This window comes from Pseudolactococcus reticulitermitis (genome assembly GCF_002260845.1).
Taxonomy (GTDB): Bacteria; Bacillota; Bacilli; order Lactobacillales; family Streptococcaceae; genus Pseudolactococcus; species Pseudolactococcus reticulitermitis.
Window position 1 is genome coordinate 667391 of record NZ_BEDT01000001.1, and the last position, 13221, is coordinate 680611.

A 13221-nucleotide genomic window follows, 5' to 3' on the forward strand; every position below is an offset into this window, starting at 1 on the left:
AAAGATACTCTATCCATTGTACCAAAAATTTGAGGAATAGTCTCGGTTTATGCGAAATTCCAGCTATCAAATCCCTAAAATAACCTTCATCTCATCTTTGGAAATGGCGCTATCGTCTGCCCCACCATCTAGCACCGTCGAGACCATATCACGCTTACTATCCTGCAGCGCCATGATTTTCTCCTCAATCGTGCCACGTGTAATCAAACGAATGACTTCCACCGTTTTCGTTTGGCCCATGCGGTGTGCCCGCGAAATGGCTTGTTCTTCGACCGATGGATTCCACCATAAGTCTATCAAAATGACGACATCAGCAGACGTTAAGTTAAGGCCAGTCCCGCCAGCCTTGAGTGAAATCAAAAACGCATCTCGTGAGCCAGCATTAAAGGCCTTAACCATTTTCATTCGATCTCTAATCGGTGTTGACCCTGTCAACTGATAACTCGAAATTCCCGCTTCCTCCAATTGTTTCTCGATATGCGGAAACATTTTTCGGAACTGTGAAAAAATGAGTGGTCTGTGCCCAGCATCTTTGATTTGCTGCAAAAGCTCTGCCAAACTTTTGAGTTTGCCAGAGGTGCCTGTGTAATCCGGCATAAATAAAGCAGGCGTATCACAAATTTGACGTAAGCGTGTAATGCCCGCCAGAATTTCTATCTTCGAGCGTGAAAACTCATAGTCATTCATATTTCTCACGCGATTTTGAATGGCTTCAAGCTGCGCCAGATAGATAATTTTTTGCGACTCCTCAAGTTCACTGTACTGAATCATTTCAAGCTTGTCTGGCAATTCCAGTAGGACATCTTCCTTGCGACGACGCATGACAAAGGGTTGAATCATCCGAGCAATTGCATCGTGTTTCAGTTTACGGAATTTCTTACGCTCGCCTAAAATACCCGGCATGATGATTTGGAAAATCGCCCAAATTTCATCGATCCGATTTTCAATCGGCGTGCCTGATAAGGCAAAAATATGGTCGACTTTAAGCTGAGACAGTGCTTTATTGGTCTTAGAATTAAAGTTTTTAACCGTTTGTGCTTCATCAATCAATAAATAATTCAAATCAAACGATTGATAAGTCGTCACATCTTTCAAAAAGCTACCGTAACTGGTGATAAAAATCTGCGTTTGTGGATTTCTTAACAGGGTAGAACGTTCTTGCTTGGTGCCATCCACGACGACCACTTCAAGGTCTGGCGCAAACTTGGCAAACTCACTCGACCAGTTATAAATCAGACTAGAGGGTGAGACAATCAAAGCAGTATCGCCTTGAACGAGATTGCTTGCCAGATAAGTGATGGACTGCAAAGTCTTGCCTAACCCCATATCATCTGCCAACACACCACCCATGTGATAACTGCTCAGCATATTCATCCAACGCACACCGTCTTCCTGATAGGGGCGCAATGTCGCCTTAATCTGGTCTGGTTTTTGATAGGGAAAAGCGTGTGGATTGGTCAAATTATCATATAAGGCTTCAAATTTTTTGGAAAATGACACCCCATCTTGATCGCCAAAAATTTTAGAAAGTTGGAAAGTTTTAAATGTCGGGACAGCAATTTTACCTGCGCCAACCTGCACAGCATCTGACATATCGGTCAAGACTTGCTTGACTGCATCAAACTGCTCGTCTAGTAAAATGAGCTGACCTGATTCGGTCACATAATAACCCGCATTCTCTTGCAGTCGTGCCACGAGTTTTGAAAATTCTTGCTCAGGGACATGGGGGAGGCTAAAATTAATTTCTAATAAGCCACCATTTTGATTTATGTCAATATCAAAATTCTCTGTGACTTGTAAGTCTTGAATGCTTGGCGAGAGGGTAACAGCACCTAATTTGGCAAATTGCGGGAGAATTTCCGTGAAAAATTCATAGATTGCCTCGCCTTTAGGTGGTACTGTCTGTGTTTCAAAGCCAACTGGAAAACCAGAACGTTTGACCAAATCAAAAATGCGTTTTTCTAACCGTAAATGTCGTGAAAAATCTAGGGTGTCTAAATCTCTAAAACTTGTGATTTGAAAATCGCCATAGTCAAAAGCGATTTGTAAGGTCAAGAAACGATCCAAGTCAAAGCTAAATAGCGGTTTAAATGGTCGAATTTTGAACGCACTAGGCGCATCAACATAACCCAATTTTTCAAATATTTGTAAGGCCTGAGCTAATTTATCCTTGTCATCATAGTCAAAATAAATCATTCTTAATCCGTCAGATGCCATGGGCACCTTGGATAAGAGGTTTAAAATCTCTAACTGCTCAGCGTCCAACTGATAGAAAACATGATCCCGATAGACGATTTCGCCCTCAAAGAAGGACTGATGTGGCATTTCTTTTATCGTGAGCTCAATCACGTCATCCAGAGGTTTGACCTCGAAATGGTACACATCACCCTCATCATCTAAGGGTAAAACACTAAAATATCTAACAGGTTTTTCCGAAATTTTCATCGAAAAATCAAGCGCTGCAGTCAGCGCCAACAATTCTGGGAGCAGACCAGCATGAGGGACAAAATAGCGACCGAGTTTACGAAATAGATTGGTCAGAGCCATTTCTTCCTGGCTCGGCGTGATTTTCAATAGATAGTTTAAAAAATCTTGGCTGGCTTGATCAAAATGTGACAGTATCAGCGTGACATAGTGCGAGCTCCCAAGCAAATAAGTACCACCTTTTCGGAGCAAGGTAATAAAATGTGGCATATCTTTCACGATATAAGCCCGAGACATGGTCGATAAGCGAATTCTGAGCGTAAAGGCCAAGAAGTTGCCACTATAGTAAAAGGATTCGAGTAATTTCGGATCTGAAACTTCGACTTCTAAGGTCAATTTTTCTGACTGATTTGCCCATTTATCATCGTTGACTTTGGCTAGAAAATCAGACGATATTTGCAATTCTTTTGATTTTTCGACCTCGGCTTCGTAGGCTTTTTTTTCTTCCTCAACTGCTTCAGTATCTGCTTTTTTTAGATATTCTTCGACCGCTGCGATATGTTGGCAATAGCGTTTAGTGCGTTGGAAGACATCACAAAAACACAAGTCATTTTGACCGTCTAAGTCATAAACGACTTGCTCCCCATCAACATCAGCCGACAATTTCATGCCATTGATTGACACATCGGTCATCTGGCCTTTATCAAAAAGTTCCGCACCCTCGGCACGGATACGCGCTGGCATCATTCGACTCATATCATTTGTCCCATCTTCAAAGCATTTTCTAAAAGGCTAATACTCAAAATGCCCTATCTTTATTTTTAGTCGGCAATGTCACTTCATCTGCTTGATTTTTCTTCTATTTTCTTTGCCAACTGTGCTTAAATTTTGGCACTATTATACCATATTTTCTGGAAAATTTCAGGAATTTTCTTTTGCTGCCATCATTTTTAAAAAGGCCTGAATTAAAACATCTCGGTCAATCAGCCATTGCTTGCGCTCATCACGCAAATGAACCCGATTGGACAGAAAAATCACGGCTTGCTGTGTTTGTTAGTTCAACAAGATAAAAGTGCCAGTGTAGCCTGTGTGTAGCAACCATTGTCCCATACGGGTTTGCCTGGTGCCTTTAAGTCCAACTAAATCCCAAGCCAGACTGCGAGGCTTATCTGCCTGCGCATAGTCCTGCAATAAAGTGAGATAGGCGGGATTGGCGAAATAGGCTTGTGCAAAGGCAATCAAGTCGTCTAAATCAGAAAACAGCCCTGCTGAACCCGTATGTCGCCCAAAAACCTGTGCTTTGGGATCATGAACAACACCTTTGGGCAGATCCCAAGCTGTCGCGACGGTGCTATCGGGCGCTACAAATCCTGTGTGCTGCATGTTGAATGGCGTAAAGACTTGTACTTGTAAAATATCTGCCAAATCTTGATGATAGATCGCTTCTAACATGAAACCGAGTAAAATAAAATTCACATCTGAATAATGAAAGCTTTTATCTGCCGTCACCGTAACGTGGTTGAGCGCCTCCCGAAGTTCCGTATAGGCTAAACGATTGCGATTTTTGATAAATGGGTCAATCCCTGAGGTATGCGTCAAAAGTTGGCGAATGGTCAGTAGCTCCCTGCCTGGGCCTTGAAACTCTGGATAGTGCATCATTAACAAATCATCCAGCCCGATTTCCCCCGACAGAATTAAATTAATCATCAGGGTGCCCGTCCCAACTACCTTTGAGACACTCGCTAAATCGTAAGCCATATCAGCTTCTAGCAGAACAGGTTCAGGCTTCAAGCGGTTATACCCCTTGACATATTTTTGGATAGCCGAGCCGTTGACAAGCGCAAAAGACGCACCTGGAAAAATGCCAGATGCGACGTATGCTGCCACCAGTTCAAAAGGATTGTCCGGCATCGCGTCAATCATTTCGTGAACCAAATTTCGATATTTTGACCATCTGTTAACGTCAAAATTTTACCTTTTTTATCCACATAATAGCCCAGACCTAAGTCGTCTAATTGTGCCGCGATTTGATGTAAATCAACTTCTGGGCAGACTTCAAATTCAATAATCTCAAGATCCCAGACCTCTTCTGGATTGGTCAATAAATCTGGTCCTTGCGCGTCAAAATACGAGATTTTACCAAATGGCAGTTGAACAACGTGATTGTTTTCAGTTAAACCGAAACCGTCAACATAAAAAGCCAAAACATCCTCTAAATGACTGGCATTGAGCTGAATATCAATAATCTTAATATCCTGTGTCCCAGACTGACTTGGGACAATCTCAAAAACATCGCCTTCTGGTGAGGTCGCTTCAAACCCTTCTGTAAATTCTGGGCTTTCAATCACAATTTTGCGCAATTTTTTAACGCCATCTACCGTCCGTGTCCGCATACTTGGTGATTCTTCCAGAATTAATCGGGTATCTGTGCGTGTTTTAGCAGACTTGCCACCAAGCATCGCCCAAGCATTTTCTTCTGAGATGACTTTCAAACCTAGCGTTTCTTTATAAAACGCCAGATTGAGATCACGATTATTGACACGGATGACGGGTACGGCTCTCTTGATGTTATCAAAAACTGTCTTCATTTTCTCTCTTTTTCTATTTTTTCACGTTGTTAAAATCATTTCAGATCCTAGGTCAGAAGCAATTTTACAATTAAGTCTTTACTAATATCTCTATTATAGTCAACTCTAGCAAATTTTACAAAAATTTATCATTTTTTATGGGAATTTAATGACTGACACGAAACATGACACACCCTAGGATGATTATTTTCAGGTAAATCATTGTGAAAACTTATAAAATATGTTATCTTATAAACATGAATTATTTAGAAATCGCTCAAAAAAATGCGAAGCAACAGCCTATACTGTCTCCTCACGAGCCCTCTCATCAAACTTGGAAGACACGTCTCACTTTCATTTGGGCTTTGGTTTTATGGCAAGTCTCATCAGCCTTACCTGCGATTGCTATGAATCGCCAGGGCCATTTCGAGCTTTGGAAAATCGGCCTCTTTCTCCTACTTTTTGCCGCTTGTGTCTGGCTCTCTTATATCTGGGCACGCAAATATCAGTTAATCCCCCAAATCAACCGGCGCTACTTCCAACTTGGCAAAATCGCTGGTGGCTTTGGTCTGATGTTTGCAGTTGGCATGATTTCAGCTCTGATTATGGCGCTAACTGGGACTAATGGGACTGAAAATCAAGAGATTATTGATACTATCGGTAAAGTACTCCCTCCCCTTGTCTTTGTCATCATGACAACTTCTGCTGGTTTTTTTGAAGAGTTGATCTTTCGTGTGAGTTTGTTTGAACTTCTCTTTACCAAATGGCCTAAACTTGCTACAGTTTTAGCTTGGGCACTTTTTACCGCAGCCCATAGCCCGACAGACTTTGCAAGTTTTATGACTTATGGCCTGATGAGCCTTGTGTTGACGGGGCTATACGCTAAGTATCGTAACTTCTACCTGAATATGTCTGTTCACTTTCTCTGGAATGCCTTAGGCATGATTAGCTTTTTCTTCCTGAGATAATGCTTGATAGCAACAAAAAAACTCCTTGGTCAATTTGTTTGACCAAGGAGTTTTTTAGCATTCATTGTCAATGAAACAAGAATCGCTTATAAGAAAATGATTTTAAACAAGGCGATAGCAGAAAGTGCTGCCAAGATTGGTGCCAAGACCGGAACCCAAGCATACCACCATTTAGAATCAGCCTTGCTTTCGCCAAGGATAGATTTAGGCAGAATAGCGTGGAGGATACGTGGCCCAAGGTCACGTGCTGGGTTAAGACCAGGACCAGTAGGCCCACCGAGTGATGCAACCAGTGTCATCACAAGGAAACCAAGTGCCAAATGCGCAACTGCAAGGGAACCAACATTACCAGTTGTTAAACCAGCAATACCTTGTTGAACTTTAGTTGCAATATCCATATCCGCAACTTTCGTTCCAGCAGCACCTTGCGATGACAACAATTTGTCAATAGCAGGAATAACTTCAGCACCAAAGAAGTTTTTAGTCAAACCAAGTGCGCCGAAGAAAAGGACAAATGACCCGAAGAACTCATTGAGAAAACCATTGATAGTTGCACCACGGCGTGATGCTGCAGTCCCATCATCAACGTTGTCAATCGTTGAGAAAGTCCCAAGAATATGATTTGAGTTTGTCGTTTTCAAGTAGTAAGGGCGGTAAACCATGACGATAACGGCTTGACCAACGATTGCCCCAAGAATTTGTGCCACGATGTATTGTGCCACGTGTGCCCATGGGAAAAGGCCTGAAGCTGCAAGACCAAGTGTGAAGGCTGGGTTGATGTGGTTACCTGAAACATTACCAAACATCAAAGCAGGGATCATCACCCCACAGCCGTAGCCCCAAGCGATAGTCATCCAGCCTGAAGCGAATCCTTTAGTGCCTTTGAGGTCAACGTTTGCGACCGCGCCGTTACCGAGGATAATGAGAATTGCTGTTCCGAGGAATTCAGCAAGATATTTTGTCATCCATGTTACGTCCATTTTTGTGCGTAATCTCCTTTATGTTAAGTGTTTGAGTTAGCTGTTTTGAGGTTTAAAAAAACTCAAAATTCAAAACTCAGTGTTAATGATAAGTACCTTCTAAGTTTATCAGAAAACACAAGGCGTGTAAAGTCTTACTGAACATTTTCATGAAAGTTTAAGGTTTGTTTAAGACCTTTAATTGACCTTTCTGTTATAATTTTGTAGAAGACCGCTAAATTAATCCAAAAGGTGTTAAACCGCGCTTAACGCCGTATGAAGCTAGGCAATCACATGGTTCGGCGTTTACGCCGGTGCTATGATTTATCTTTTTCACTATGGCATTGGCGTTGCCACTTTAGTGGCTTACGGAAAAGTTAGAGACAACGTGCCTTAGCGATTTGACATTGGCACTTAGCGCTTTAGCGCATTACGTGCCACGCTATGTACAGTAGACTTGATTTTCGAAAAAAATCTTAGTCGCTGGACAATCGATTAGGCGTTGACCGGTGTTGCGGTTTATAAACGAGATTAAGGAGACACGATGCAACTCAATCACTTTTCTATTATTAACAAAACATTTGATCAAGAGCTGAGTGATTTAGCTCAGCTTGGTTTCAAATTTGAGCCCTCACTTTCTGCCAAAGCTACCCTTGAAAGTTGGCTCACGACGGCGCCGATTGCAATGACCAGTTTAGCTGCCACTGACCGTGAGACAGTCAGTGATTTTTTGGCGTCTGAGACACCGCTAACTTGGGAGATTTTTTACGCCATTAGTTTACAGTTGCTGGATTTTGTGGCAATTTTCGACTTTCAGCTGACAGAAGCCTTGACTTTTGCCAAAGCGATTAACTTGCCTTTAGTTGACCTGTCAGCTGAGCCATCAGCACAGCATATTATCTCCGCTATCTATCTCGTCATGAATTCCCGTCGTCAAACTGGCATGACCTTAGTCGAACACTGGGTATCCGAAGGTTTGCTGCCACTAGATAACCACTACCATTTTTTCAATGATAAGAGTCTCGTAACCTTTGATACTGGCCAGCTCATCCGCGAGGTGGTCTATGTGGAAAGTCCGGTTGACACGCAAAATCGGGGGCAGTATGATTTGATTAAGGTCGAGATTATTCGCCCGCAATATGACGGGAAACTGCCAGTGATTATGACGGCAAGTCCTTATCATTTCGGCACAAATATCAAGGCAAATGATGATAAGCTCCATGACATGAACGTAGACTTAGTCGAAAAACCGCTTGGTAGGCTTACGATTTCTGAGTCGACCCTCACACTGCCTGATTATCCAGCTACTGAGATACCGCCTGCAGACAATAACCAAGCGATTGAGCACTTCACCCACACTTGGACCTACTCGCTCAACGACTATTTCCTCGCCCGCGGTTTTGCCTCGATTTATGTCGCGAGTGTCGGCACACGTGATTCTGACGGCTTCCAGACCTCTGGTGATGATCAGCAAATTGCTGGCGTGACGGCTGTCATTGACTGGCTGAATGGTCGCGCCCGTGCCTTTACCAATCGCCAAAAAACGCATGTTTTGACCGCTGATTGGGCTAATGGCCATGTCGCCATGACCGGCAAATCTTACCTTGGCACGCTTGCTTATGGTGCCGCAACGACTGGTGTCGCAGGCCTTGACGTCATCTTAGCCGAAGCCGGCATCACGAGTTGGTACGACTACTACCGCGAAAACGGTCTCGTCCGCAGTCCTGGCGGCTATCCCGGCGAAGATCTCGATGTCCTCGCCGAACTCACTTACTCTCGGAACCTTGATGCTGCTGATTTTTTGGCCAATAATCCCGCCTACCAAAAACAGCTCGCTGACATGAGTCAGGCGCTAGACCGAACCTCTGGCGATTATAACGCCTACTGGCACGCTAGAAATTATCTGCCACATGCTGAACAAGTCAAAGCTGACGTCCTCATCGTCCATGGCTTGCAAGATTTCAATGTCACACCCTCTCATGCCTTTCATTTTTGGCAGGCACTGCCAGAACACGTGACCAAACACGCTTTTCTCCATCAAGGCAGCCATATCTACATCAATAACTGGCAATCCCTTGATTTTTCGGAGACGATTAACGCCTATTTTTCAGCCAAATTATTAGACCGTGACTTGACACTCGATTTACCACCTATCATTTGGCAGAAAAATGGTGTGGCGCAGTCATTTGAAAGCCTATCTGAGCTTGGTGGGCACGATTCCATCGAAATGCCACTCGGTCGTTCTGGCGAACTTACACACTTTGACAATCACTATCCTGCTGAGACTTTTGACACATACAGCAAGAGTTTCCAAACCTTTAAAACTGATTTATTTGAGGGCAAGGCGAATGCTGCAATTATCGACCTGCCAGTCTCAGAAAATCTTCGGGTGAATGGGCAGATTGAACTTGATTTATGTCTAAAATTAAATGATACTAAGGGCATTTTATCGGCGCAGATTTTAGATTTCGGTCCTAAGAAACGTCTGACGGATGTCAGCACGCTGCTTGAGTCCAAGACCATTGACCGCGGGCGGAATTTTATGTTGGATGATTTGCGTGATTTGACTTTGGTCGATAAGCCTTATCAGGTGGTGACGAAAGGCTTTATGAATCTGCAAAATCGGAAAAGTCTGACAGAGATTGACGCTGTGCCTGATGATGAGTGGCTACAGGTCAAATTGCATCTGCAACCCACGATTTATAACTTCGTAGCTGGTGATACGCTACGACTTGTCCTTTACAGCACGGACTTTGAGCACACGATTCGTGATAATCGCGAAGTCAGCTATGAACTTGATTTAGGGAAATCTCGACTGCATCTGCCGACAAATTAAACGACAAAAAATGACCTCACTGTCGAGGTCATTTTTTATAGCCGATAGCTCAAAACGCAAACCAAATCGCCGTCAGTAGACATTTTGTTGTCTTCAATGATTTCAAAGCCTAGTCGCTGCCAGAAAGCCAGACCATTGGGATTATTCTCAAGGACAGCTAACCGAACTTTTGCCATCCCGATACTTCGAAAATAGGTCATCTGCTCCGTCACGATCGCACGTCCAATGCCTTGTCCTTGAAAGATTTTATCAACCAAAAACAAGCCAATAAAAACCGTTTGCTCATCTGGATAACCCAAAACGTAGTCCAAAACACCTAGTATTCTATCTTTGTCATCCGTCAACAAAAAATATTTTTTGTTTTCTGGTGTCACCTGCGCCGGTCCAGAATGCACATCTTCAGCAACTTGCGACAAAGTCACCGCACTGTTTTGGCTCAAAGCAAAATAATCCTGATTGCGTTCGTATAACGCCAAAATCTCAGGATATTTTTCGCTAGTCTCAATTAACAGATAATGAAACATGTTTATTTGATAAACTGCGCCAAATGCTTGACAGCTTTTTCCTTGCCTAAGAGATAAATCGTATCAGGTAGCTCAGGCCCGTGCATTTCGCCAGAAACAGCAATTCGGATTGGCATGAAAAGATTTTTACCTTTGATACCTGTCTCTTTTTGCACTGCCTTGATTAATGGGAAGATGTTGTCCTTGACATAGTCCGCATCCGCCAAACCTTCGAGCTTTTCTTTAAAGGCTTTGATCACAATCGGTGCCGTCTCAGTTTCTAACACTTCTTTTGCAGCGTCAGAAAGTGACGGGAACTCAGCATAAAAGAGATCCGTCAACGGTACGATTTCGTCTACTGATTTTAACTGAGGTTGGTAAAGCTCAACCAAATGTTTCGACTTGTCATCCAAACGACCAGCAGCGGCTAAGAAAGGTTTTGCCATCTCGAAAATCTTGTCCAAATCAGCATGTTTGATATAGTCGTTATCCAACCAGTCCAATTTCTTCTGGTCAAATGCCGCAGGTGATTTCGACAAACGATTTTCATCGAAAAGCGCAATTAATTGAGCTTGAGAGAAAATTTCTTCCTCCCCACCAGGATTCCAACCCAACAAAGCGATAAAGTTGAAAACAGCCTCAGGCAAATAACCTTTTTTACGGTAATCTTCGATAAATTGCAAAGTATTGGTATCGCGTTTCGACAGCTTTTTACCCGTTTCAGAGTTGATAATCAAGGTCATATGACCAAATTCAGGCACATCCCAGCCAAGCGCTTCGTAAATCATCAACTGTTTAGGCGTATTGGCAATATGGTCATCGCCACGAATAACGTGAGAAATTTGCATATCATGGTCATCTACAACCACCGCGAAGTTATAAGTGGGGTAGCCATCACGTTTTTGAATGACCCAGTCACCGCCAATGTTCTTACCTTCAAACTCAATATCGCCTTTGACAATATCATGCCACTTGTAGATAGAGCCTTCTGGCACTTTAATTCGAACCGTTGGGACGATACCGTCAGCCTCACGTTGTGCCATATAGTCCGCAATTTCAGACTCAGTTAAACCAGCATATTCGCTGATGTAAACGGGTGGCAGACCTTTAGCTTCCTGTGCTTCACGGTCAGCCGCGATTTCTTCTTCTGTTTTATAAGATTTATAAGCCTTACCTGATGTCAGCAATTCATCAATATACGTTTGATAAAGCGGCAAGCGCTCAGACTGACGGTAGTTGTCATGCGTTTCAGGCGACTCATCCCAGTCAATCCCAAGCCAACGCAAGTTATCGAGCTGTGACCGCTCGCCATCTGCAACGTGACGTTTACGGTCTGTATCTTCAATACGAATGATAAAATCACCACCATGATGACGGGCGTACAAATAGTTAAAAAGTGCCGTCCGAGCATTCCCGATGTGTAGCAAGCCAGTAGGTGACGGTGCATAACGCACACGAATTTTGTTTGTCATTTTTTCTATTCTCCTCATGTCAACAGTCATTCTTATTTTACCAAAATATCAAAAAAAGCGCTAACTTTGATAACGCCTTAATCTTTTTTATCTTTATCATGATAATAATAGTCATATAAACAACCGAACAACAAACCCAAAGAGATTCCCAGAGCTAACTTATCAAATATCAGACCAAAACTAACACCAAAACAGATACCTAATGAGATACCCATACCATCATTTCCTTTTTTCATGCGACTACCAATCTAGATTTGACCAATCAAAACCACAGCTTCACAAGCCATACCCTCACGGCGGCCGACAAAGCCTAGTTTTTCAGTTGTCGTTGCTTTGATATTGATATTAGTAATATCTGTCTGTAAAATCATCGCGATATTTTGCTTCATTTGTTGAAGATGTGGTGCCATTTTGGGTGCCTCTGCCAAAATCGTGGCGTCAATATTGCCAATTTCATAGCCTTTTTCGACCATTTTTTGATAAATATCAGCTAAGATTTGTGTTGAGGCGATACCTTCCGTTTCTGGATTGGTATCGGGAAAGGCATGTCCAATATCGCCCATACCTAGCGCCCCAATAATCGCATCCGTAATCGCATGTAAAAGCACATCTGCATCCGAATGGCCTAAAAGCCCCGTCTCATGCGGGATATTCACACCACCAATAATCAACTGACGACCCTTTACCAACTGATGCACATCGTAGCCGTGGCCGATTTTAAGTGAGGGCATCGAACAGTCCTCCGAGTGGGTTGCCTGATGAGCTTGACTTTCCGTCAGTCACGATGTAGTTTTTCATGATGTTGGCAAAGGTTTCAATGTTAAGGCTTTGGACGTAGATTTCGCCGGTGCCACGGAAGGTGTTGACGACGCCTTCGCCAGTGCCGATAGACTGCACGAAACCATTTTCCAGATGAATATTGTAGTCCAACGTATCTGACCAAGCGACGACATGGGCATTATCAATTGTGATTTCTTGACTCTGGAGTTCAATTTTTTTGATACTACCGAAAGCATTGACGAGGAGTGTGCCAACGCCATTAGTCGTCATGACAAAGAGGCCACCCTGTCCGCCGAAAAAGGCCTTGCCGACGCTTTGACGCTCCATGGTGTACTGGGCGCTACCATCAAGCGCCAGAAAGGCACCATCATTTAGGCGATACTGTTTGCTACCGAGGTCTACGGGCATGACTTGACCGGGTGTTGACGGCGCAAGCGCGATGATGCCATTATCGTTGCTCGACACCGCTTTGGTGATAAAGACACTCTCACCCGATGTCATAGCGCGACCCGCTGCCTTAAAGAGCTTGCCAATCCCATTACCTTTGGCATTCAGCTCAGAGGTCAACGTGACGGCAGCATTGTGATAAATCATACTGCCACGCTGAATATAGGCAAATTCTCCAGTTTCCAGCGCAATTTCAATCATCGGAAACTGCATATTGCTGTCAATCGTGTACTTCATTTTGTTATCAGCCATCTTTTCTACTCCA

General features: G+C 43.3%; 11 protein-coding genes. 2 read left to right on the forward strand and 9 right to left on the reverse strand.

The window, feature by feature from the left end; translation table 11 throughout:
• Positions 1-66: 66 nt before the first annotated feature.
• The 3 genes from RsY01_RS03210 to RsY01_RS03220 form a co-directional block, all read right to left on the reverse strand.
• Complete coding sequence (locus RsY01_RS03210; protein ID WP_094784113.1) at positions 67-3180, reverse strand: DEAD/DEAH box helicase; 3114 nt, start codon at positions 3178-3180, stop codon at positions 67-69.
• A 297-nt stretch (positions 3181-3477) separates the two neighbouring features.
• Positions 3478-4347, reverse strand: a complete 870-nt coding sequence (locus RsY01_RS03215) for a serine hydrolase domain-containing protein (protein WP_432205763.1) — start codon at positions 4345-4347, stop codon at positions 3478-3480.
• The gene (locus tag RsY01_RS03220; RefSeq protein WP_094784114.1) at positions 4344-5012 is read right to left on the reverse strand and encodes a CppA N-terminal domain-containing protein; all 669 of its coding nucleotides are present in this window, start codon (positions 5010-5012) and stop codon (positions 4344-4346) included. Before RsY01_RS03220 ends, RsY01_RS03215 begins: the two co-directional genes overlap by 4 nt.
• A gap of 236 nt (positions 5013-5248) precedes the next feature.
• On the opposite strand from RsY01_RS03220, the gene RsY01_RS03225 reads away from it, so the two are divergent.
• The gene (locus RsY01_RS03225) at positions 5249-5959 is read left to right on the forward strand and encodes a CPBP family intramembrane glutamic endopeptidase (protein ID WP_094784115.1); all 711 of its coding nucleotides are present in this window, start codon (positions 5249-5251) and stop codon (positions 5957-5959) included.
• 86 nt (positions 5960-6045) lie between these two features.
• Here RsY01_RS03225 and gla read toward each other — a convergent pair whose 3' ends face one another.
• A complete protein-coding gene (gla, locus tag RsY01_RS03230; RefSeq protein ID WP_094784116.1) occupies positions 6046-6939 on the reverse strand; it encodes an aquaglyceroporin Gla in 894 nt (297 codons plus the stop codon).
• 523 nt (positions 6940-7462) lie between these two features.
• On the opposite strand from gla, the gene RsY01_RS03235 reads away from it, so the two are divergent.
• Complete coding sequence (locus RsY01_RS03235) at positions 7463-9754, forward strand: Xaa-Pro dipeptidyl-peptidase (protein ID WP_094784117.1); 2292 nt, start codon at positions 7463-7465, stop codon at positions 9752-9754.
• Between the two features lie 35 nt (positions 9755-9789).
• On the opposite strand, the gene RsY01_RS03240 is transcribed toward RsY01_RS03235, so the two are convergent.
• The 5 genes from RsY01_RS03240 to RsY01_RS03255 form a co-directional block, all read right to left on the reverse strand.
• Complete coding sequence (locus RsY01_RS03240) at positions 9790-10278, reverse strand: GNAT family N-acetyltransferase (protein WP_094784118.1); 489 nt, start codon at positions 10276-10278, stop codon at positions 9790-9792.
• Between the two features lie 2 nt (positions 10279-10280).
• Complete coding sequence (gene gltX / locus RsY01_RS03245; protein WP_094784119.1) at positions 10281-11729, reverse strand: glutamate--tRNA ligase; 1449 nt, start codon at positions 11727-11729, stop codon at positions 10281-10283.
• 77 nt (positions 11730-11806) lie between these two features.
• Positions 11807-11965: a glycine zipper domain-containing protein gene (locus RsY01_RS10995; RefSeq protein ID WP_167373212.1), complete on the reverse strand. Its 159-nt coding sequence runs from the start codon at positions 11963-11965 to the stop codon at positions 11807-11809.
• Between the two features lie 12 nt (positions 11966-11977).
• Complete coding sequence (gene ispF, locus RsY01_RS03250) at positions 11978-12460, reverse strand: 2-C-methyl-D-erythritol 2,4-cyclodiphosphate synthase (RefSeq protein WP_094784120.1); 483 nt, start codon at positions 12458-12460, stop codon at positions 11978-11980.
• Positions 12447-13208 (reverse strand): TIGR00266 family protein, encoded by a 762-nt coding sequence (locus tag RsY01_RS03255; protein ID WP_094784121.1) that lies wholly within the window; start codon positions 13206-13208, stop codon positions 12447-12449. The genes ispF and RsY01_RS03255 overlap by 14 nt, the downstream gene beginning before the upstream one ends.
• Between the last annotated feature and the right edge of the window lie 13 nt (positions 13209-13221).

Coding starts and splice junctions, on each gene's coding strand:
- RsY01_RS03210 (WP_094784113.1), bottom strand. CDS start 3,180: ATGAGTCGAATGATGCCAGCGCGTATCCGTGCCGAGGGTGCGGAACTT.
- RsY01_RS03215 (WP_432205763.1), bottom strand. CDS start 4,347: ATGATTGACGCGATGCCGGACAATCCTTTTGAACTGGTGGCAGCATAC.
- RsY01_RS03220 (WP_094784114.1), bottom strand. CDS start 5,012: ATGAAGACAGTTTTTGATAACATCAAGAGAGCCGTACCCGTCATCCGT.
- RsY01_RS03225 (WP_094784115.1), top strand. CDS start 5,249: ATGAATTATTTAGAAATCGCTCAAAAAAATGCGAAGCAACAGCCTATA.
- gla (WP_094784116.1), bottom strand. CDS start 6,939: ATGGACGTAACATGGATGACAAAATATCTTGCTGAATTCCTCGGAACA.
- RsY01_RS03235 (WP_094784117.1), top strand. CDS start 7,463: ATGCAACTCAATCACTTTTCTATTATTAACAAAACATTTGATCAAGAG.
- RsY01_RS03240 (WP_094784118.1), bottom strand. CDS start 10,278: ATGTTTCATTATCTGTTAATTGAGACTAGCGAAAAATATCCTGAGATT.
- gltX (WP_094784119.1), bottom strand. CDS start 11,729: ATGACAAACAAAATTCGTGTGCGTTATGCACCGTCACCTACTGGCTTG.
- RsY01_RS10995 (WP_167373212.1), bottom strand. CDS start 11,965: ATGAAAAAAGGAAATGATGGTATGGGTATCTCATTAGGTATCTGTTTT.
- ispF (WP_094784120.1), bottom strand. CDS start 12,460: ATGCCCTCACTTAAAATCGGCCACGGCTACGATGTGCATCAGTTGGTA.
- RsY01_RS03255 (WP_094784121.1), bottom strand. CDS start 13,208: ATGGCTGATAACAAAATGAAGTACACGATTGACAGCAATATGCAGTTT.